The organism is Bacillus sp. NTK074B (assembly GCF_017303375.1).
In the GTDB taxonomy this organism is placed as follows: domain Bacteria; phylum Bacillota; class Bacilli; order Bacillales; family Bacillaceae_B; genus Rossellomorea.
Genome location: NZ_JAFKOH010000024.1, coordinates 1 through 20,281, shown reverse-complemented (window position 1 = coordinate 20,281; position 20,281 = coordinate 1). Strand labels below are relative to the sequence as shown.

General features: G+C 46.2%; 20 protein-coding genes, 1 rRNA gene and 1 riboswitch. Of the genes, 19 read left to right on the top strand and 2 right to left on the bottom strand.

Going from position 1 to position 20,281, the window contains the following annotated elements:
* From rrf to purD, 16 genes are all read left to right on the top strand, one after another.
* Nucleotides 1-76: ribosomal RNA gene (gene rrf / locus JI667_RS24085) — 5S ribosomal RNA — on the top strand; the annotation flags it as partial.
* Nucleotides 77-809: 733 nt separating this feature from the next.
* Nucleotides 810-1,460 carry a peroxiredoxin-like family protein gene (locus JI667_RS21065; RefSeq protein WP_206858417.1) on the top strand — a complete coding sequence of 217 codons (651 nt, stop codon included), beginning with the start codon at nt 810-812 and terminating at the stop codon, nt 1,458-1,460.
* 256 nt (nt 1,461-1,716) lie between these two features.
* On the top strand, nt 1,717-2,250 hold the full coding sequence (locus JI667_RS21060; protein WP_244668417.1) for a DUF2179 domain-containing protein: 534 nt from the start codon (nt 1,717-1,719) through the stop codon (nt 2,248-2,250).
* Nucleotides 2,247-2,447, top strand: a complete 201-nt coding sequence (locus tag JI667_RS21055) for an NETI motif-containing protein (protein WP_206858415.1) — start codon at nt 2,247-2,249, stop codon at nt 2,445-2,447. The genes JI667_RS21060 and JI667_RS21055 overlap by 4 nt, the downstream gene beginning before the upstream one ends.
* An 87-nt stretch (nt 2,448-2,534) precedes the next feature.
* Nucleotides 2,535-2,636, top strand: a riboswitch (purine riboswitch).
* Between the two features lie 162 nt (nt 2,637-2,798).
* Entirely contained in the window at nt 2,799-3,278 is a 480-nt protein-coding gene (gene purE, locus JI667_RS21050) for a 5-(carboxyamino)imidazole ribonucleotide mutase (protein WP_206858413.1), read from the top strand.
* A complete protein-coding gene (purK, locus tag JI667_RS21045; protein WP_206858411.1) occupies nt 3,265-4,425 on the top strand; it encodes a 5-(carboxyamino)imidazole ribonucleotide synthase in 1,161 nt (386 codons plus the stop codon). The genes purE and purK overlap by 14 nt, the downstream gene beginning before the upstream one ends.
* The gene (purB, locus tag JI667_RS21040; protein ID WP_206858410.1) at nt 4,422-5,717 is read left to right on the top strand and encodes an adenylosuccinate lyase; all 1,296 of its coding nucleotides are present in this window, start codon (nt 4,422-4,424) and stop codon (nt 5,715-5,717) included. The genes purK and purB overlap by 4 nt, the downstream gene beginning before the upstream one ends.
* 107 nt (nt 5,718-5,824) lie before the next feature.
* A complete protein-coding gene (purC, locus tag JI667_RS21035; RefSeq protein WP_206858409.1) occupies nt 5,825-6,550 on the top strand; it encodes a phosphoribosylaminoimidazolesuccinocarboxamide synthase in 726 nt (241 codons plus the stop codon).
* The gene (purS, locus tag JI667_RS21030) at nt 6,538-6,792 is read left to right on the top strand and encodes a phosphoribosylformylglycinamidine synthase subunit PurS (protein ID WP_206858408.1); all 255 of its coding nucleotides are present in this window, start codon (nt 6,538-6,540) and stop codon (nt 6,790-6,792) included. The genes purC and purS overlap by 13 nt, the downstream gene beginning before the upstream one ends.
* Nucleotides 6,789-7,475, top strand: coding sequence for a phosphoribosylformylglycinamidine synthase subunit PurQ (gene purQ / locus JI667_RS21025; RefSeq protein ID WP_206858407.1), 687 nt, complete (start codon nt 6,789-6,791; stop codon nt 7,473-7,475). Before purS ends, purQ begins: the two co-directional genes overlap by 4 nt.
* Nucleotides 7,459-9,693, top strand: coding sequence for a phosphoribosylformylglycinamidine synthase subunit PurL (gene purL, locus JI667_RS21020; RefSeq protein ID WP_206858405.1), 2,235 nt, complete (start codon nt 7,459-7,461; stop codon nt 9,691-9,693). Before purQ ends, purL begins: the two co-directional genes overlap by 17 nt.
* Entirely contained in the window at nt 9,669-11,090 is a 1,422-nt protein-coding gene (gene purF / locus JI667_RS21015) for an amidophosphoribosyltransferase (RefSeq protein WP_206858404.1), read from the top strand. Before purL ends, purF begins: the two co-directional genes overlap by 25 nt.
* A gap of 11 nt (nt 11,091-11,101) precedes the next feature.
* Nucleotides 11,102-12,130 carry a phosphoribosylformylglycinamidine cyclo-ligase gene (gene purM / locus JI667_RS21010; protein ID WP_206858420.1) on the top strand — a complete coding sequence of 343 codons (1,029 nt, stop codon included), beginning with the start codon at nt 11,102-11,104 and terminating at the stop codon, nt 12,128-12,130.
* Between the two features lie 36 nt (nt 12,131-12,166).
* Nucleotides 12,167-12,742 (top strand): phosphoribosylglycinamide formyltransferase, encoded by a 576-nt coding sequence (gene purN / locus JI667_RS21005; protein WP_206858402.1) that lies wholly within the window; start codon nt 12,167-12,169, stop codon nt 12,740-12,742.
* 394 nt (nt 12,743-13,136) lie between these two features.
* Nucleotides 13,137-14,672, top strand: coding sequence for a bifunctional phosphoribosylaminoimidazolecarboxamide formyltransferase/IMP cyclohydrolase (purH, locus tag JI667_RS21000; protein ID WP_206858399.1), 1,536 nt, complete (start codon nt 13,137-13,139; stop codon nt 14,670-14,672).
* Nucleotides 14,673-14,916: 244 nt separating this feature from the next.
* Nucleotides 14,917-16,191: a phosphoribosylamine--glycine ligase gene (gene purD, locus JI667_RS20995; protein ID WP_206858397.1), complete on the top strand. Its 1,275-nt coding sequence runs from the start codon at nt 14,917-14,919 to the stop codon at nt 16,189-16,191.
* On the opposite strand, the gene JI667_RS23230 is transcribed toward purD, so the two are convergent.
* Both JI667_RS23230 and JI667_RS23100 read right to left on the bottom strand, forming a co-directional pair.
* Nucleotides 16,169-16,258, bottom strand: a complete 90-nt coding sequence (locus tag JI667_RS23230; RefSeq protein ID WP_330994755.1) for an EYxxD motif small membrane protein — start codon at nt 16,256-16,258, stop codon at nt 16,169-16,171. The genes purD and JI667_RS23230 overlap by 23 nt on opposite strands.
* A 180-nt stretch (nt 16,259-16,438) precedes the next feature.
* Nucleotides 16,439-16,906 carry a YgaP family membrane protein gene (locus JI667_RS23100; protein ID WP_206858395.1) on the bottom strand — a complete coding sequence of 156 codons (468 nt, stop codon included), beginning with the start codon at nt 16,904-16,906 and terminating at the stop codon, nt 16,439-16,441.
* A 125-nt stretch (nt 16,907-17,031) separates the two neighbouring features.
* Between JI667_RS23100 and JI667_RS20985 the strand changes: the two genes are divergently transcribed.
* Genes JI667_RS20985 through JI667_RS20975 form a run of 3 tightly spaced genes read left to right on the top strand, consistent with a single transcriptional unit; the run spans nt 17,032 to nt 20,160 of the window.
* Nucleotides 17,032-18,771: an adenine deaminase C-terminal domain-containing protein gene (locus JI667_RS20985; RefSeq protein ID WP_206858392.1), complete on the top strand. Its 1,740-nt coding sequence runs from the start codon at nt 17,032-17,034 to the stop codon at nt 18,769-18,771.
* A gap of 30 nt (nt 18,772-18,801) precedes the next feature.
* Nucleotides 18,802-19,839 (top strand): DUF3048 domain-containing protein, encoded by a 1,038-nt coding sequence (locus tag JI667_RS20980; protein ID WP_206858389.1) that lies wholly within the window; start codon nt 18,802-18,804, stop codon nt 19,837-19,839.
* Nucleotides 19,840-19,860: 21 nt separating this feature from the next.
* A complete protein-coding gene (locus JI667_RS20975) occupies nt 19,861-20,160 on the top strand; it encodes a YerC/YecD family TrpR-related protein (protein ID WP_034760840.1) in 300 nt (99 codons plus the stop codon).
* The last annotated feature ends 121 nt before the right edge of the window (nt 20,161-20,281 follow it).

Genomic DNA, 20,281 nt, shown 5'->3' with positions numbered 1-20,281 from the left:
GAACACGGAAGTTAAGCTCTTCAGCGCCGATGGTAGTTGGGGGATCTCCCCCTGTGAGAGTAGGACGTCGCCAGGCAAATAGAGTAAAGAGTAGCTCATTGTGGGCTGCTCTTTTTTGCGTTGATTGGGACTCCTCTTTTTTAAAAGGGTCTATATCCATAAGACTGTGGGTAAATATAAGTTATTTTAGAAACAGGGCAACTGTCTACTAGAGAAAATGGATTCTAGTAGATGAATTATGTGGCTAGAAGTAAAGGCTATTCGGCATCTTCGCATGATTGTTTAAAATCCGCATTAGAGAGTTATGTCATATCCAGTTTAGAGAAGTAAGAGTAGATAAAAGGTATTATTTGGTAAAATACGCAATAAACAAAAAAATGACGCAATTATCTCCGGAAATGACGCAATAAATAAAAAAACGACGCAATCAGGCTTGAAAACGACGCAATTATTCCAATTTACCTCTACTAATCTATAAATACAGCGGCCTCTCCTGCCAATTTCGTATCCCTATCAAAGTATTTCAACCAAAGTGTCCCCAGTAGGAGCAAATATAAACGAAAAGTAGACTCATTTTACAAAAAAAAGAAGTAGACTCATTTTACAAAAAAAAGAATAGGAATCTATCATTTATTCAGTATAATACCTAGTGGACATAAAAATGTTCAATGATTCACAACCCGATCCGGATTTCATCCAGATTCAACTTAAATCTAATCCTTTTCCAACCTCCTCCAAGCACATCCCTTTCCTCCTCACCCAAAACCCCTTTATACTAAACCCAAACCCTAAAAGGAGGACTTATTCAAATGACAACGACTAACATGCGCGAACAATACAACGAATACATCGCTAAGTTCAAAGAGAAAACCCCTGAGGAAATGCAGGAAAAGATGGGGAGAGCCATCACAGAGCTTGAGAACTCAGAAGAGGGTAAAGGTCTCCGCGTAGGGGACAAAGCACCAGACTTCACATTACCAGATGCTACAGGCAAAGAGGTTAAATTAAGTGACATCCTGGACAAGGGGCCGGTGATCCTGACGTTCTATCGAGGCGGCTGGTGCCCATATTGCAACATGGAGCTTCGTGCCTACCAACAGTTGATGGAAGACATTAAAGCCACTGGCGCCGAGCTGGTAGCGGTCAGTCCACAAACGCCCGATGCTTCCCTTTCTACTAAAGAGAAAAATGAGCTTGAGTATGTTGTTCTGAGTGATGAAGGGAATCAAGTGGCGGATGGATATAAGCTTGTGTACAAGCTTCCTCCATACTTGGTAGACATCTACAAAGAAAAGGGACTGGATCTTGAGAAAGCGAATGACAGCGATTCGTGGACTCTTCCTGTTTCTGCGACGTATATCATTCAACAGGACGGAACGATTGCGTACGAATACACGAAAGCTGATTACAAAGATCGTGTAGAACCTTCTGCAGTGGTTGAGAAGTTAAAAACCTTATAGATAGCAACGAGGATGACGGCGTTATGGCTGCTTACGACAAGTGGTCATAAAGCCGTTTTTTGTTTTAATCCCTACTAAATAGGAAAAACAAGGAGTAGGGCATAGGATCTTCTAGAAATTGTCACCTAATATTCACGTTCAATTCTTCCTGAAGTGGTTCATATTCTCGGTTTTTTCTAGTAAAATAGGAACTTAATTTGAACATACTACAGGTTGTAGTGTAGAGAGGAGCATCCAGGTGTTAGAGAACAGTGTGATGATGGTCATCATTATTTTATTGATTAATATCGTGTATGTATCATTTTTTACGATAAGAATGATTCTGACGTTGAAGGGGTATCGATATTTTGCAGCGTTTGTGAGTACGTTTGAGGTTGTCATATATGTGGTGGGCCTTGGGCTTGTACTGGACAATTTGAATGAGATCCAGAACTTGATTGCGTATGCGGTCGGGTACGGTCTTGGGGTCATTGTCGGGATGAAGATTGAGGAGAAGCTGGCTCTTGGGTATATCACGGTGAATGTGATTACGAAGGAGTATGATAAGGCACTTCCGAATGAGCTTCGTGCCCGTGGATATGGAGTGACGAACTGGGAGGCAAATGGTCTTGAGGGGAACCGGATGGCCCTTCAGATTCTGACGCCCCGTAAGTATGAGATGAAGCTGTATGATACAATTAAGGAGCTTGATCCGAAAGCATTCATCATTGCCTATGAACCGAAAGCGATTCACGGCGGGTTCTGGGTGAAGACGGTGAGAAATATACGTAAAGGAAAATTAAAAGAATGAGTAAAAAGAAATTATTATTTGAAGTGCAGGAAAATGAGACGATCTCAGATTGCCTCGATCGTATGAAGGAAATGGGATATATGCCGGTCAGAAGGATGGAAAAGCCTGTTTTTGAAGAACAGAAGGAAGGGAATAAAACAGAGTATGTCCCTATAAGGCAGACAATTGTCTTCGAAGGAAAAAGGAATGAAGAGTAAAACGCTTCAAACCCGAACATTAATTTTCAGACTTTTATTATCGTTCGATTATTCGTTGACAGGGTCTTCATATCACGTTATGATGGAGACAAATAAACCGAATACCCTCATATAATAATGGGAATATGGCCCATGAGTCTCTACCTGACTACCGTAAATGGTCGGACTATGAGGGAAAGTAGATGTCTGGATAAAGATCTCATAGTGTGGACCTTACCCTTATAGAAGGGACCATTCTATGTAAAATACCCAGATCAATTGCTTTCTCTCAAGAAGAGTAGAGAACAATTGATCTGGGTATTTTTTGTTAGCGGGGGTTCGGGTAAACTACGGGAGGTGCCTGTCACCATTATGATTTCAGTGATCATGGGAAGTACATCGGACTGGGAAACAATGAAGCATGCGTGTGAGGTATTGGAGGAGCTTGAGATTCCATTCGAGAAACAGGTGGTATCGGCCCACAGGACACCTGATTATATGTTTGAATTTGCAGAAGGGGCAAGAGCCCGGGGAGTGAAAGTGATCATAGCAGGGGCTGGAGGGGCTGCCCACCTTCCTGGAATGGTGGCAGCGAAAACCACATTGCCTGTGATCGGGGTCCCGGTACAATCGAAGGCATTGAACGGGATGGATTCACTGTTATCCATCGTACAGATGCCGGGTGGAGTTCCGGTTGCGACGGTAGCAATCGGGAAAGCGGGAGCTACGAATGCAGGACTCCTGGCTGCTCAAATCATTTCAATAGAAGATAAAGAGTTGGTAATAAGATTGGATACCAGACGGGAAGCGCTACGGGAAAAAGTGATGGAAAGCAGTGATGACCTTGAATAAGAAGACGATACTACCAGGACAGACGATCGGGATCATCGGTGGCGGACAGCTTGGCAGGATGATGGCGCTGGACGCGAAAGCAAGAGGCTTTCGTGTGGCTGTATTAGATCCTTCGCCTGACTCACCCTGTGCACAGGTGGCAGATCTTGTGATCACGGCGGGCTTCGATCAGTATGATGCTCTGTATAGACTGGCTGAAGAGTGCGACGTGATTACATACGAATTCGAGAATATCGACTATGAAGCGCTGAAATGGCTATCAGAGCGAGCTTATTTACCACAGGGTGCTGAATTGATCCGCATTACACAGGACCGCATCATGGAGAAGGAAGCCCTTACGTTTGCAGGGGTGGAAGTGGCTCCTTATGCTGTGATTAAACAACAGAAGGACATCTATGATAATATAGAAAAGCTTGGCTATCCAGTGGTTTTGAAAACGACGAGGGGCGGTTATGACGGGAAGGGTCAATTTGTGATCCGGGAAGCAGGCGAGATAGAGGAAGCCGCTGCTTTATTGGAGAACGGTCCATGTGTGTTAGAGAAGTGGATTCCTTTTGAAAAAGAGCTATCCGTTATCGTGACACGTAATCCTGATGGGCAGCAAACGAACTTTCCGGTTGTGGAGAATATTCATGTGGATAACATCTTACATGAAACAATCGCACCGGCAAGGGTGAGCGAAGCAACAGCAGAGAAAGCGGTTGGGATGGCTAAACAAATCAGTGAGACGCTTGATCTTGTCGGAACGCTGGCAATTGAAATGTTCCTGACAGCTGACGGGGATATATACATCAATGAACTGGCTCCAAGGCCGCATAACTCCGGTCACTACTCGATTGAAGCGTGCGATTTCTCTCAATTTGCACAGCACGTCAAAGCGGTTTGCAACTGGCCGCTTGTTCAACCGACCTTATTAAAGAACGCTGTGATGGTTAATCTATTAGGAGAGCATATCGAGCCTATTATGGAGGCTGTTCCAAAACACCCGGACTGGTTTATTCATCTGTACGGCAAGGATGTACCGAAGCCGAAGCGGAAGATGGGGCATGTCACGATCTTAACGAATGACGTAGAAGAGACATTGTCCAACATAAACGAAGCAGGGATTTGGAAGATGCAAGAAAAGATCGGAGGACGATTGGTATGATAGAACGTTATACACGCCCTGAAATGGGAGCAATTTGGACAGAGGAAAATCGTTTTCAAGCTTGGCTTGAAGTAGAAATCCTTGCTTGTGAAGCATGGGCTGAGATCGGGGACATTCCGAAAGAGGATGTGGCGAAGATCCGTGAGAATGCAGGATTCAATGTGGACCGCATAAAGGAAATCGAAGAAGAAACGCGTCATGACGTTGTTGCTTTCACAAGAGCAGTATCAGAAACCCTTGGGGAAGAAAGGAAATGGGTTCATTATGGACTGACTTCAACGGACGTCGTGGATACGGCCCTTTCGTATCAGCTGAAGCAGGCGAACGACATTATTCTTAAAGACTTGGAACGCTTCGTTGAAATTTTAAAGAACAAAGCGATTGAGCATAAGCATACGGTTATGATGGGACGTACCCACGGTGTTCATGCTGAGCCGACTACGTTCGGTTTGAAGCTTGCCCTTTGGTATGAAGAGATGAAGCGTAACGTGGAGCGCTTTAAAGCGGCAGCAGATGGAGTGGAGTTCGGTAAGATTTCAGGAGCGGTTGGAACGTATGCGAATATCGATCCATTCGTAGAGGCCTATGTATGTGAAAAGCTTGGCATCACACCTGCACCGGTTTCCACACAAACCCTTCAGCGTGATCGCCACGCTCATTACATGGGGACACTTGCACTGATTGCGACGTCCATCGAGAAGTTTTCTGTTGAGGTTCGCGGATTGCAGAAGAGCGAGACGCGTGAAGTGGAAGAATTCTTCGCAAAAGGTCAAAAAGGATCCTCAGCGATGCCGCATAAGCGCAACCCGATCGGTTCTGAGAACATGACGGGGATGGCCCGCGTGATCAGAGGATACATGCTGACAGCGTATGAGAACGTGCCACTGTGGCATGAACGTGATATCTCTCACTCATCCGCAGAGCGTGTGATCCTGCCGGATGCGACGATCGCCCTTAATTACATGCTGAACCGTTTCGGAAATATCATCAAGAACTTGACGGTCTTCCCGGAGAATATGCAGCGTAATATGGATCGTACACTTGGCTTGATCTACTCGCAACGCGTTCTTCTGGCCCTTATCGATAAAGGGATGACTCGTGAAGAAGCGTATGATACGGTTCAGCCGAAAGCGATGGAAGCGTGGGAGAAGCAAGTGGCCTTCCGTACTCTTATCGAGGAGGATGCAACCATCACGTCCAAGCTGTCGCCGGCTGACATTGATGACTGCTTCGATTACAACTATCACTTAAAACATGTGGATACAATCTTTGAACGTTGCGGCTTGGTATAAGTCCTTCTGACAAATGAATAAGGCAGGGGTTTTTAACGGAATCCCTTCCTTTTTTTATGAAAATATAGACTGAAGATTGGCAATTTTCAAGTAATGGGGGATTTCATATGGAAAAGGGAACGCTTTTATATGAAGGAAAAGCGAAGCAAATTTTCAAAACGAACGATGAAGAGGTTGTTTGGATTCAGTATAAGAATTCTGCCACTGCTTTTAATGGGGAGAAAAAAGCGGATATCGACGGCAAAGGGGTTTTAAATAATAAGATTTCGAGCTTGCTATTTTCAAAGCTTGCTGAAAAAGGGGTTCAAAGTCATTTTATTAAGCAGATTTCAGAGGATGAGCAGCTGGTCAAACGTGTAAGGATCATTCCACTTGAAGTCGTGGTCCGGAACGTGATGGCAGGCAGTCTGTCAAAACGGCTTGGAAAAGAAGAGGGAACACCCCTTCAAAAGCCGATAATCGAATTTTACTATAAAGACGATGATCTGGGAGATCCACTAATCACGGATGATCATATGGATTTCCTGGATATCGCTACCAGGGAAGAACGTGCCGAGATCAGAACGATGGCACTCGGAGTGAATGAAGTCCTTCAAGGGATCTTCAAAGAAGCGGGAGTCACCCTCGTCGATTTCAAATTGGAGTTTGGGAAGGATCGTAACGGAGCTATCTTATTAGGGGATGAAATCTCACCAGACACATGCCGTTTATGGGATGCAGAAACAAACCAGAAGCTTGATAAGGATGTTTTCAGAAGAGATATTGGCAGTTTAACAGAAGTATACTCAATCATTTTAGAACGCTTAGGAGGAAACGAGCTATGTACAAAGTAAAGGTTTATATCACATTAAGAGAAAGTGTATTAGATCCTCAAGGAAGTGTTGTGAAACAGGCGCTGCATTCAATGGAATTCAAAAGTGTTGAAGATGTGCGCGTCGGGAAGTATATGGAGTTGACTCTTCCATATTCTGTTAAAAACGTGGAAGCGACGGTTGAAGAGATGTGTCATCGCCTGCTTGCGAACCCTGTCATCGAGGATTACCGATATGAAATCGAGGAGAGTGTCGCTCAATGAAGTTTGCAGTAATTGTATTCCCGGGCTCTAACTGTGACATCGATATGTACCATGCGATCAAGGATGAGATCGGTGAAGAAGTGGACTACGTTTGGCACGATGCTGATAATCTGGAAGACTATGATGCGATTCTATTACCAGGGGGGTTCTCGTACGGGGATTACCTTCGTTCAGGAGCGATTGCCCGCTTCTCGAACGTAATGAAAGAGGTTGTGAAAGCGGCAGAGCAAGGAAAGCCGGTTCTTGGTGTATGCAACGGATTTCAGGTTTTATTGGAAACAGGTTTACTGCCTGGGGCCATGCGCCGTAATGACAGCTTGAAGTTCATTTGTAAAACCGTGCCGTTAACCGTTGAGAACAATGAGACGATGTTTACGAATGGCTATGAAAAGAATGATGTGATCCACATTCCGATCGCCCACGGTGAAGGTAATTACTTCTGTGATGAGGAGACGATGATCACACTGAAGGAAAACAATCAAATTGTGTTCACGTATAGTGATGAAAATCCGAACGGAAGCGTTGAGAATATTGCAGGAATCACCAATGAAGCAGGAAATGTCCTTGGGATGATGCCTCATCCGGAACGCGCCATGGACACTTTACTAGGTAGTGAAGACGGGAAGAAACTATTTCAATCGATTGTGAAACACTGGAGGGAAAAACATGTCGTTAATGCTTGAACCAACTTCAACGCAAGTGAAAGAAGAGCAGCTTTATCGTGAGATGGGTTTAACAGACGAAGAATTTTCAATGGTGGAAAACATCCTGGGGAGAACACCGAACTACACAGAGACCGGTCTTTTCTCTGTTATGTGGTCAGAGCATTGCAGCTATAAAAATTCGAAGCCTGTACTGATGAAGTTCCCAACGACAGGTGAACGCGTTCTTCAAGGACCTGGAGAAGGAGCTGGGATTGTTGATATTGGCGATGATCAAGCAGTGGTGTTCAAAATCGAGAGTCACAATCATCCATCGGCCATTGAGCCTTACCAAGGAGCGGCAACGGGTGTCGGGGGTATTATACGAGACGTATTCTCGATGGGGGCAAGACCTGTCGCACTCCTCAACTCTTTACGCTTTGGTGAGTTGGATTCTCCTCGTGTTCAGTATCTATTTAAAGAAGTCGTAGCAGGTATCGCGGGATACGGTAACTGTATCGGGATCCCGACGGTCGGAGGGGAAGTTCAATTCGATGCTTCGTACGAAGGAAACCCTCTTGTAAACGCCATGTGTGTCGGGTTGATCGACCATAAGGATATTAAGAAAGGGCAGGCGCACGGTGTCGGCAATACCGTCATGTACGTTGGGGCGAAAACAGGCCGTGACGGCATCCACGGAGCCACCTTCGCATCCGAGGAGTTAAATGAAGGATCAGAAGAGAAGCGTCCGGCGGTTCAAGTGGGAGATCCATTCATGGAAAAATTACTTCTTGAAGCGTGTCTGGAACTCGTTCAGAACGATGCCCTTGTCGGCATTCAGGATATGGGAGCGGCCGGTCTTACAAGTTCTTCAGCGGAAATGGCAAGTAAAGCGGGATCCGGAATCGAAATGGATCTTGATCTTGTACCGCAACGTGAAAGAGGCATGACGGCATATGAAATGATGTTGTCGGAATCACAGGAGCGTATGCTGATCGTCGTGGAAAAAGGCCGTGAACAAGAAATCGTGGATCTTTTTTCAAAATATGATTTAGAAGCGGTTTCCATCGGGAAGGTAACCGATGATAAACGCCTTCGTCTTCTTCACAAAGGGGAAGTTGTTGCAGATGTGCCGGTCGATGCACTAGCTGAAGAGGCACCTGTCTATCACAAGCCTTCTCAAGAAGCAGCGTACTACAAAGAATTTCAAGCAATGGAAACGCCTGCTCCAAAGGTGGAGGATTATAAAGAAACGCTTAAAGCGTTGTTACAGCAGCCGACGATCGCGAGTAAAGAATGGGTATACGATCAATATGATCACCAGGTGAGAACGAGTACGGTCGTGAGCCCTGGTTCTGATGCAGCGGTTGTGCGTGTACGCGGCACGAGAAAAGCCCTTGCCATGACAACGGATTGTAATTCCCGTTACCTATACCTGGATCCGGAGGTTGGAGGTAAGATCGCGGTAGCTGAAGCAGCACGTAACATCGTTTGCTCCGGAGCGATCCCACTGGCCATCACCGACTGTCTGAACTTCGGAAACCCTGAGAAACCGGAAATTTTCTGGCAGATTGAAAAGTCCGTTAACGGAATGAGTGAAGCGTGTCGTGAGCTATCGACTCCGGTCATCGGTGGAAATGTATCCTTATACAATGAATCAATGGGGACGGCCGTTTATCCAACCCCTGTTGTGGGAATGGTCGGCCTGATTGAGGACATCGATCATATTACCACTCAAAGCTTTGAGGAAGCCGGAGATTCTATTTATGTCATCGGTGAAACCCGTGAAGAATTTGGCGGAAGTGAGCTTCAAAAACTGACAGAGGGGAAAATCTTCGGTCAGGCGCCTGCGATCGATTTGCAGACGGAGCTTCGCCGTCAAATGCAGCTGTTAGAAGCGATTCAAAAAGGCCTTGTGGCATCTGCCCATGATATCGCTGAAGGTGGTTTCGCCGTTGCTCTTGCAGAATCGACTTTTGGAACAAAAGGATTGGGAGCAAACGTTAAGATTTCAGGAGAAAATACGGTTGCTGACCTTTTCAGTGAAACTCAATCAAGATTCATCGTATCAGTCAAAGCGGAACACAAGAATGAGTTTGAGAAACTGGTTCCGGATGCTAAAGTCATTGGTAATGTGACTGATCTTGGAGCAATCAAGGTGTCATCAGATAAAGGAGACGTTGTATTAAAAGCGTCCGTTGAAGAATTGGAGTCAGCTTGGAAAGGAGCGATCCCATGCCTGCTGAAATCAAAGGTTTAAACGAAGAATGTGGCGTATTCGGGATATGGGGACATCCCAATGCCGCACAAATTACGTATTACGGACTTCATAGTCTGCAGCATCGGGGACAAGAGGGAACAGGTATCGTCGTATCTGACGGCGATACGTTACGCTGCTTAAAAGGGGAAGGCCTCGTAACGGAAGTGTTCCAGGAAGGCACCATCGAGAAGCTTGAGGGGGATTCGGCTATCGGTCATGTACGCTATGCGACGGCTGGAGGCGGAGGCTACGAAAATGTTCAGCCTCTTCTCTTCAATTCCCAGAATGGAAGTCTTGCTCTTGCCCATAACGGGAATCTGGTCAATGCAAACGCCTTGAAGCATCAGCTCGAAGGACAGGGGAGTATTTTTCAAACAAGCTCGGATACAGAAGTGCTGGCTCACTTGATTAAACGAAGCGGCTATTTCAACTTGAAGGATCGCGTGAAAAACGCCCTGACGATGTTGAAAGGAGCCTATGCATTTGTCGTCATGACGGAAACAGAGATGATGGTGGCCCTTGATCCACACGGCCTTCGTCCATTATCTCTCGGTAAGCTTGGGGATGCTTACTGTGTGGCGTCAGAAACATGTGCCTTTGATATCGTAGGCGCTGAATTCGTACGTGATATCGAGCCGGGGGAGCTTGTGATCATCAATGATGAGGGATTGACCTCAGAACGGTTTAGTTTTTCAGGCGGGAATGCGATGTGTACGATGGAATACGTATACTTCTCACGACCGGACAGCAATATTCAGGGGATCAACGTACATTCCGCGAGAAAGCGGATGGGGATGGAGCTGGCGAATGAAGCACCGATTGAAGCGGATGTTGTAACGGGCGTCCCGGATTCCAGCATCTCAAGTGCCATCGGCTATGCGGAAGCATCAGGCATTCCATATGAAATGGGCCTCATCAAGAATCGTTACGTTGGTCGAACGTTCATTCAGCCTTCTCAATCCCTTCGCGAGCAGGGTGTGAAGATGAAGCTTTCTCCTGTAAGGGGAGTGGTTGAAGGCAAACGTGTCGTCATGGTCGACGATTCCATCGTACGGGGAACAACATCGAAACGGATCGTGACCATGCTAAAAGAAGCAGGAGCGAAGGAAGTGCATGTGTGCATCAGCTCACCGCCGATCAAGAATCCTTGCTTCTACGGTATCGATACATCGACTCATGAAGAATTGATTGCCTCTTCCAATTCAGTGGAGGAAATGCGTCAGATCATCGGAGCGGATTCTCTGACATTCTTGAGTCCGGAAGGTGTGATCAAAGCCATCGGCCGGGATGATTCATCGGAAAACCGCGGTCAATGCATGGCTTGCTTTACAGGGAAGTATCCAACGGAAATCTACCCGGATACACTTCATCCACATGAAAAAGAGTTAGTGAAATAGGGGGAATCATGATGGCAAATGCGTATCGTCAGGCAGGAGTAGATATCGAAGCGGGATACGAATCCGTCGACCGGATCAAGAAGCATGTAAAACGAACGGCCCGTAAAGGTGTGCTCGGGCAACTGGGCAGCTTTGGAGGAATGTTCGATTTATCTTCCTTGAACTTGAGTGAGCCCGTTCTCGTCTCGGGCACAGATGGAGTAGGAACGAAGCTGAAGCTTGCCTTCATGGCAGACAAACACGATACGATCGGGATCGATTGTGTGGCCATGTGCGTGAATGACATTGTCGTTCAAGGAGCGGAACCACTGTATTTTTTAGATTATATAGCGACCGGGAAAGCACTCCCGGAGAAGGTAGAAGGTATTGTAAAAGGGATTGCGGACGGATGTGAAATGGCGGGCTGTGCTCTGATCGGTGGGGAAACTGCCGAGATGCCGGGTATGTATTCGGATGAAGAATATGATATCGCCGGCTTCGCTGTTGGTGCCTGTGAAAAAAAAGAGATCATCACAGGCGAACAAATTTCTGAAGGAAATGTGTTAGTCGGACTGGGGTCCAGTGGTATACACAGTAATGGGTACTCTTTAGTGAGGAAAGTATTCTTTGAAGATCAGTCGTTTTCTTTGGAAGAATCACTCCCTGAAATCGGGACTACGCTAAAGGAAGCATTACTGACACCAACAAAGATTTACGTAAAACCTGTACTGGCGGCACTTAAACAATTCTCCATTAAGGGGATGTCCCATATTACGGGTGGAGGTTTCATTGAGAATATCCCCCGGATGCTGCCTGATGGGTTGCAAGCAGAGATAAAGGAAGGGAGCTGGGATATTCCAGGCATTTTCCCTGCCCTTGAGCAGTACGGAGACATTCCGCGAAGCGAAATGTACAACATTTTCAACATGGGAATTGGTTTTGTGTTAGCTGTAGAGGAAGACCAAGCAGAAGACATTCTTCGATACTTCAATGAACAGGGAGAAGACGCCTTTATCATTGGACGCGTTTCGATAGGAACAGGGGTTAGCTTTGTTCGTTGAGAATAAGGATGAGCATGTCAATAACGGGGGTGAGTCATGAGACAGATTGCCATTTTTGCATCAGGAAGCGGAAGTAATTTTCAAGCATTGGTAGACGCTGTACAAAGTGGAACCCTGAAAGCGAATATCAGGCTTCTTGTATGTGACCAGCCGGGCGCGTTTGTCATTCACCGCGCCCAAACTGCAGGAATCCCGACTTTCGTCTTTCGGGCAAAAGACTATGAGAACAAGCAGGCATTTGAACAGGAAATCCTAAATGAGCTGGCTCATTTGGGTGTTGATTTTATTGTATTAGCAGGGTATATGAGATTGGTCGGCCCAACGCTTCTCGAAAGCTTCGGTGGAAGGATCGTCAATATCCATCCGTCACTCCTTCCTTCTTTTCCTGGGAAGGACGCCATCGGACAAGCCATCGACGGCGGGGTGAAGATTACCGGCGTCACGGTTCACTTCGTAGACGCAGGCATGGACACAGGTGAAATCATCGCACAGGAGATCGTCCGCGTGACAACAGGTGAAACCAGGCAGTCACTGCAGGACAAAATCCAGCACGTCGAACACCACCTATACCCAAACACCCTGAACCACCTCTTCCTCACAACGGGTCACTAAACCCGGTGGGAAGAGAATGGTTGGATAATTGATTGCTTTATCTTGGTAGTGTGGTAAATTGATGAGGGACGGACCTCGGATTTGGGCGGTGTATGGGTAGAGAAGCGGTGTGGTTAGCTGTTTAGCAGGGGTGTGATAGGGTGAAGAGGTTAGGAGTGAGTGGCACAAGTTTGGCCAAGAATGGCACGAGTTTGCCTCAAAGTGGCACAAGTTCACTCCAAAACGGAACAACAGCTATCAAGATATCTATCAAAACATCATCACAACAGGTGAAAAATCAAACTACTATCCACTAACCGCGCACTATTACAACATAACCCCCTCCAATCCATCTCCAATTTAACCACATAATGAAATGAAATCAGCATTACAACAGGCAGAGGAGGATCAGACATTGAAAAAGAGAGCATTGATCAGTGTTTCAGATAAAAGCGGAGTCATCGAATTTGCGAAAGAATTAAAGACATTAGGGTACGAAATCATCTCTACTGGCGGTACGAAGAAGCTTCTTTTAGAAAATGACGTAGAAGTCATGGGGGTGGAAGAAGTGACAGGATTTCCGGAAATCCTTGAAGGACGCGTAAAGACCCTGCATCCTACTATTCATGGTGGACTACTTGCCAAACGCGGCGAAGAAAGTCATCGCAAACAGTTGGAGGAGCAGGGAATCGAAGGGATCGACCTTGTATGTGTCAATCTGTATCCGTTCCAACAAACCATCGCCAAACCGAATGTGGGGGTGGAAGAAGCGATAGAGAACATCGATATCGGTGGACCGACCATGTTGCGGGCAGCAGCAAAAAATCATCAGTACGTGACGGTGGTAGTAGATGCACTGGACTATGATGAAGTGATTGCCGAGTTAAAGCTTCAAGGTGAATTATCCCTTGAAAAACGCCGTAAATTAGCTGCCAAAGTGTTCCGACACACAGCAGCTTATGATGCATTTATCGCTGAATACATGACGGACGTTTCAGGTGAAGAGAATCCTGAGCGCTTCACAAGAACATATGAATTAAAGCAGACGCTTCGTTATGGGGAAAACCCGCATCAGCAGGCGTCATTCTACCGGGCTCCCCTTGGATCTGAATTTTCGGTGGCCATGGCTCGACAGCTGCACGGAAAAGAGCTTTCGTATAATAATATCAATGATGCGAATGCGGCCCTGCAAATCGTAAAAGAATTCACGGAACCGGCGGCTGTAGCTGTGAAGCATATGAACCCATGTGGCGTCGGTGTGGGATCGACAATCAATGAAGCATTTTCAAAGGCCTATGAAGCGGATTCTACTTCTATCTTCGGAGGGATTGTTGCTCTTAACCGCATCGTGGATGAAGAGACAGCAAAGGAGCTTCATGAAATTTTCCTTGAGATCGTAATCGCACCTGCGTTCAGTGAAGAAGCATTTGAAATCCTTTCAGGTAAGAAGAACATCCGTTTATTGACGGTGCCATTTGAATCCACCAACAAAATCGAACGTAAGCTAACGACAGTCGAAGGTGGATTGCTCGTTCAAGCGGATGATACGTTCACCCTTGAGGATGCGGATCTGCGAGTGGTAACCAAACGCGAACCGACAGAAGCGGAATGGGATAGCATGAAACTTGGCTGGAAAGTCGTGAAGCATGTGAAGTCCAATGCGATCGTAGTCACAAATGCTCAAATGACCGTTGGAGTGGGAGCGGGGCAGATGAACCGGGTCGGTGCCGCAAACATTGCCCTGGAGCAGGCGGGATTAAAAGCCAAAGGAGCCGCCATGGCATCCGATGCCTTCTTCCCGATGGACGACACCGTAGAAGCCGCTGCCAAAGCAGGCATCACGGCCATCATCCAACCAGGAGGCTCCATCCGTGACGAAGACTCCATCAAAAAAGCAGACCAATACGGCATCACCATGGTCATGACCGGCATCCGCCACTTCAAACATTAATGGGAGGGACGGACCTCAAGTATTGACTGAAATTTCAATGCGGTAAACTGCACAATCCTTTTGGATAAAGGGTTTTCTAGGGGGCTTAGCCGGTTGCTGGGAAGTGAAATGAGGGACGGACCTCACATGATTCCTCCTTCCGGTACAAGCCCTTTATATTCAGCTCAAGAAATTCATTCTGCAAAACCTCTCCTCATCTGAAACACAACAGGAGGGGTTTTCTTTAAAAGGGGGCTTTCTAAAGATGAAAGTATTAGTGATCGGCCGCGGTGGCCGCGAGCATGCCATATGCAAGAGATTAGCGGAAAGTGAAAGTGTGACAGAAGTGTTCTGTGCACCGGGGAATGCGGGTATCTCTGGCGTAGCGACAAACCTTCCCTACGCTGAATCCGAGGTGAGCGAGCTCATTGAATTTGCCAAAACAGAGGACATTTCGTACACGTTTGTGGGTCCGGAGAATCCTTTACTGGACGGGATCGTCAACCGTTTCCAGGAGGAAGGATTGCACATATTCGGCCCTACGAAGGAAGCGGCGATCATCGAAGGAAGTAAATCATTCTCGAAAGATCTAATGAAGAAGTACGACATCCCGACGGCTGCGTATGAAGTATTTACAAGCGTAGAGCAAGCGATTGATTACGTGAAGGAAGTCGGTGCCCCAATCGTTGTAAAGGCGGATGGTCTGGCGGCAGGTAAAGGCGTAGTGGTGGCTGAAACAGAGGAGGAGGCTATCAGCGCTTTGGAAGAAATGCTCCTGAACGAGAAATTCGGTGATGCCTCATCGAAAGTCGTTGTTGAAGAATGCTTATTCGGGGAAGAGTTTTCCCTTATGGCTTTTGTACGTGGTGAGTCGGTTTATCCAATGGTCATCGCACAGGATCATAAGCGTGCCTTCGATGGGGATCAAGGTCCGAATACAGGAGGAATGGGGGCTTATTCCCCGGTACCTCATATTTCAGACGAAGTTGTGCAAGAAGCGATTTCGACTGTGCTTCACCCGACGGCGAAAGCGATGGTCCAGGAGGGCCGTTCATTTACAGGGATATTGTATGCAGGCCTGATGCTGACAAAAGAGGGTCCCAAAGTAATCGAATTCAACGCTCGTTTTGGAGATCCCGAAACGCAGGTGGTTCTGCCGCGTTTGGCGTCAGATTTCGGTCTTGTAGTGAAAGACATCATTGATGGAAAGCCGGTAGAACTGTCCTGGTCTGAAGATGCAGTACTAGGGGTCGTTCTGGCAGCAGAAGGGTATCCGGGTGAATATGGAAAAGGTACTCCCCTTCCTGACCTTGAAAGCGCACTTAATCCTAAGACCCTGGTTTATCATGCAGGAACTGAATTAACAGAAGAAGGTTCCCTTATCTCAAACGGTGGAAGAGTACTATTGGTCGCTTCCTCTGCGTCGACTGTTTTAAAAGCACAATCTGACGTATACAAGGAACTAGGGAGGGCAGACTTCCAAGGCTTGTTCTACAGAAGAGATATCGGCCGGAGGGCTATCGAACACGCCTCTTCCTAGATTTACGAACATACACATAAGCAATGGCGACGATTCCACCGATCAGCGAAAACAGGACATACGACATATCCGTTAAATATTCCCAAAACAATACAAACAGCTCCTTTCATCAATAGAGATACAAGATTGCCGAGGAATGTCCAATAGAGAGGGACGGACCTCGGCAATCTTGCTATTTCGCGGGTGTATAGTCAATGGAAATCCCGCCGTTACGGCATTTTAAAGATGACTTAAGCCTTCCGGAACCTTAAGAATGAAGGTCCGTCCCTCTAGAATCGTTCTCTTTAAGACCGCCCAGTGCTTCCTGGACTTCTTGGTTGGTGAGTTCTTCCGGGTTGAAGTTGGATTCTTTTTTGGTGTTTTTCATTGGGTCTTGTTTGTGTTCGGTTGTTTGCTGGTGCTGGTTCCCGTGATCAGTGTGATCGGTCTTGTCGGATTTCAGCATGTCTTTGAAGTTCATCATATCCTTCGCTTTAAAACCCCCGAAACCGCCGTTTCCATTCCCGCCGTCCCCGCCTTTTTCAAACAGGGCAGTGACAGGGCAATAGCGAAGAATCCCTTCCCCCACTTTCATGGCACCGATTACTGCCATGACGAGATAGGAATCTCTCCAAGGTCGTCGTGCAAGCTTTGACGTACTCCAGGCAAGGATTGTAAAACCAACCGTGATGCGTATCAGGGCATTGATAATCCCGATGTTCGATGATACTTTCATTTGTAAATTCCTCCTTAATCGAAAATTCACATAATTGTTGTAAACCTTTAATGCGTTAAATAGTAAAATATGTTAACATAAAATGAAACTTACACTAATACCATTCCACTAGAGGAGTGTTCACTTTGGAGCAGCGCTACAGATGGAAGAACAAACAACTGCGAGAACATGTACAAGTACTGAACGGAGAATTGTCTCCCAGTCTTCTTTTGAAAAATGCAACATACCTTCACTCGACATTAAAGAAGTGGGTGCAGGGCCATATTTGGGTTTACGGTGACCGCATTGTCTATACCGGCGACCAACTCCCGGAAAACCTTGAGCAATGCGAAATCGTGGACTGCGGGTCACAGTACCTCGTCCCCGGATATATAGAACCGCATGTACATCCGTTTCAGCTTTATAATCCCCAATCTTTTTCCAAATATGCATCCCAAACCGGTACAACGACATTCGTAAATGATAACCTGATGATGTTTTTACAATTGAAAAAAAAGAAAGCGTTTACTTTATTGAAGGAATTTAACAAAATGCCGGTGTCGATGTACTGGTGGACCCGCTTCGACTCTCAGACCGAAATGAGGAATGAAGAGGTCACTTTCTCAAACGGGGAAGTGAAATCATGGCTCGAACATGACTCTGTATTACAAGGCGGTGAATTGACTGCATGGCCGAGACTTCTGGAAGGGGATGACTTGATCCTTCACTGGATGCAGGAAGCGAAACGGTTGGGGAAAATTGTCGAAGGACATCTCCCTGGGGCATCTGACAAAACGATCGCCAAGCTAGGCTTATTAGGAATCGATGGCGATCATGAAGCAATGACGGGAGAGGACGTTTACAAGCGTCTGATTCAAGGATTGACCGTCACTCTGCGCCATTCCTCGATCCGGCCTGATTTACCGGTACTATTAGACGGACTAAACGAAAAAGGCATCGTTTCTTATGAAACGCTGTTGTTCACGACGGATGGATCGACGCCTGGATTCTACGAAAAAGGTGTACTGGATTTCATGATCAAGATGGCGATCGATAAAGGTATTCCGCCAATTGAAGCGTATAATATGGCGAGTTACAACGTCGCCAATTATTACAATATCACCCACCTGCACGGGATGATTGCAACAGGCAGAGTCGCCAATATCAACTTCCTTACAGCAAAGGATGATCCGACTCCTGTTTCCGTGCTTTCTAAAGGTACCTGGGTTCGTAAAAACGGCGAACAGTTGGAGGACCATACAGAAATTAATTGGGAAGAAAGCGGATTTACCTCATTAAATCTGGATTGGGAAGTAGGCTATGATGACCTGCAATTCTCCATGCCGTTCGGAATTGAAATGGTGAATGATGTCATTACCAAGCCGTATTCCATCTCGATCAATCCATCAGAAGAATTGCTTGAACCCGAGCATGATCAATCATTTCTCATGCTTTTGGATCGGAATGGCAAGTGGAGAATCAGTACCATGCTCAAAGGCTTCGCGAGAGGAGTCATGGGCTTTGCGTCTTCTTACTCCAATACAGGGGATATTATCCTGATTGGAAAAAGCAAGTCTGATATGATTGCAGCTTTCAATCGTATGAAGGAAATCGGTGGAGGGATCGTCCTTGCAGAAAATGGTGAAATCCTGCACGACATTCCCCTTCCGTTAAGCGGACTGCTCTCAATGAAAGAGATGCCAGAGCTGATAGAAGAAGAAAGAACGCTCAAAGGATTGTTAAAAGAGAGAGGTTACCGCTTCTCAGACCCAATCTACACATTACTGTTTCTTCAATCCACTCATCTTCCTTATATTCGGATGACACAAAAGGGAATCTATGATGTAATGAAGAAAACGGTACTCTTTCCAACAATAATGCGTTAAAATAGTAAAGTAAATAGGGGTGTCAAAAACATGCTGAAAAGAGCTTTAATTATTGCGTTGAGCTCGATTACACTTGTCGCATGTAGTTCAGATAAAGAGATAAAGAAACAATCTGATAAAGAAGCCGCAACTCCAGTGGTGAACGAAGAGACAGGCGTAGAAACGGAAGACTTGAACCAGTATCCACTAACCGGGATGGCTGAGAAGGTAGAGTCCATGAACCGTGCAGTAGCCGTGATGGTGAATAACCATCCGAAGGCACGTCCCCAATCAGGTCTATCCAAGGCGGATATTGTATATGAAGTATTGGCGGAGGGTGACATCACCCGCTTCCTGGCCATTTTCCAAAGCCGTATGCCGAAAGAAATCGGCCCTGTACGAAGCGCGAGAGATTACTATATAGAGCTTGCGAAAGGGTATGACAGCTTGTATATCGCACACGGGTATAGTCCTGAAGCGAAGGAAATGCTGTCGAATGGCTTTATCGATAATCTGAACGGAATTCAATATGACGGAACGCTATTTAAGAGAGCCGGTTTCCGTAAAGCTCCTCATAATTCGTATATCACATACGAACATATTAAAGAAGGAGCGGATAAGAACGGATTCGATTTGAACCGTCCTCCTGAGGCACTGCATTTCAGTGATAAAGGAACGATAAACGGTGAAGAGGCCAATTCCGTGATGATATCCTATAATCAAAATTCCCTGTTCAACGTTGTGTATGAGTATAATGAAGAAAAGGGACGATACGAGCGCTATTCTGATGGTGAACAGACCATCGATTACAACTCGAAAGATCCTGTGTTGGTCGAAAACCTTTTCATCGTAGAAGCTACACATAAGATTGTCGATGATGCAGGAAGACGCGACATAGACTTTGAATCGGGAGGGGATGCTTACTTGATACAAGAAGGTAAGCTCCGTGAGGTTCAATGGAAGAATGTAAATGGCAGAATACTTCCTTATGAAAATGATAAACCTGTAAGCCTGCTAAAAGGATCGACGTGGATCAATGTCATTCCACGTTCACCGGGCTTGACCGGTTCGGTATCATATCAAGAATAGAAGGAAAAAGGAGTCTTTTTAATGCAAATAAATAAACTAAGAGGCAAGGAGCTGGATCAGTTATTCAATGCTGTTCTTTCTCTGCAAGACCTTGAAGAATGCTATCGATTCTTTGATGATCTTTGTACCATCAACGAAATTCAATCCCTTGCCCAGCGCCTTGAAGTTGCCCGTATGCTTCAGGATGGGAAGACGTATCACAAGATTGAAACGGAAACAGGCGCAAGCACCGCGACGATCTCCCGGGTGAAGCGCTGCTTGAATTATGGAAATGATGCGTATCAGTTAGTGTTAGATCGTGTACATCAGGAAGAAAAATAATAGAAGGACCGCTGTCTATGACGAGCGGTCTTTGTTTTTGCCCGGGTGTCATCCAGCTCCGGCGGCTAGAGGCTCGAGGTCATAAGCTAAACCTGCCAAAAAGGCAAAGAACGCCTTTCCG

Excerpts from the sequence above, each read along its gene's own strand:
- JI667_RS21060 (WP_244668417.1), top strand. The coding sequence starts at position 1,717 with ATGATGGTCATCATTATTTTATTGATTAATATCGTGTATGTATCATTT.
- purK (WP_206858411.1), top strand. The coding sequence starts at position 3,265 with ATGACCTTGAATAAGAAGACGATACTACCAGGACAGACGATCGGGATC.
- purN (WP_206858402.1), top strand. The coding sequence starts at position 12,167 with ATGAGACAGATTGCCATTTTTGCATCAGGAAGCGGAAGTAATTTTCAA.
- purF (WP_206858404.1), top strand. The coding sequence starts at position 9,669 with ATGCCTGCTGAAATCAAAGGTTTAAACGAAGAATGTGGCGTATTCGGG.
- JI667_RS21055 (WP_206858415.1), top strand. The coding sequence starts at position 2,247 with ATGAGTAAAAAGAAATTATTATTTGAAGTGCAGGAAAATGAGACGATC.
- purS (WP_206858408.1), top strand. The coding sequence starts at position 6,538 with ATGTACAAAGTAAAGGTTTATATCACATTAAGAGAAAGTGTATTAGAT.
- purB (WP_206858410.1), top strand. The coding sequence starts at position 4,422 with ATGATAGAACGTTATACACGCCCTGAAATGGGAGCAATTTGGACAGAG.
- purM (WP_206858420.1), top strand. The coding sequence starts at position 11,102 with ATGGCAAATGCGTATCGTCAGGCAGGAGTAGATATCGAAGCGGGATAC.
- purE (WP_206858413.1), top strand. The coding sequence starts at position 2,799 with ATGATTTCAGTGATCATGGGAAGTACATCGGACTGGGAAACAATGAAG.
- purQ (WP_206858407.1), top strand. The coding sequence starts at position 6,789 with ATGAAGTTTGCAGTAATTGTATTCCCGGGCTCTAACTGTGACATCGAT.
- purC (WP_206858409.1), top strand. The coding sequence starts at position 5,825 with ATGGAAAAGGGAACGCTTTTATATGAAGGAAAAGCGAAGCAAATTTTC.
- JI667_RS21065 (WP_206858417.1), top strand. The coding sequence starts at position 810 with ATGACAACGACTAACATGCGCGAACAATACAACGAATACATCGCTAAG.
- purD (WP_206858397.1), top strand. The coding sequence starts at position 14,917 with ATGAAAGTATTAGTGATCGGCCGCGGTGGCCGCGAGCATGCCATATGC.
- purL (WP_206858405.1), top strand. The coding sequence starts at position 7,459 with ATGTCGTTAATGCTTGAACCAACTTCAACGCAAGTGAAAGAAGAGCAG.
- JI667_RS23230 (WP_330994755.1), bottom strand. The coding sequence starts at position 16,258 with ATGTCGTATGTCCTGTTTTCGCTGATCGGTGGAATCGTCGCCATTGCT.
- JI667_RS23100 (WP_206858395.1), bottom strand. The coding sequence starts at position 16,906 with ATGAAAGTATCATCGAACATCGGGATTATCAATGCCCTGATACGCATC.
- JI667_RS20980 (WP_206858389.1), top strand. The coding sequence starts at position 18,802 with ATGCTGAAAAGAGCTTTAATTATTGCGTTGAGCTCGATTACACTTGTC.
- JI667_RS20975 (WP_034760840.1), top strand. The coding sequence starts at position 19,861 with ATGCAAATAAATAAACTAAGAGGCAAGGAGCTGGATCAGTTATTCAAT.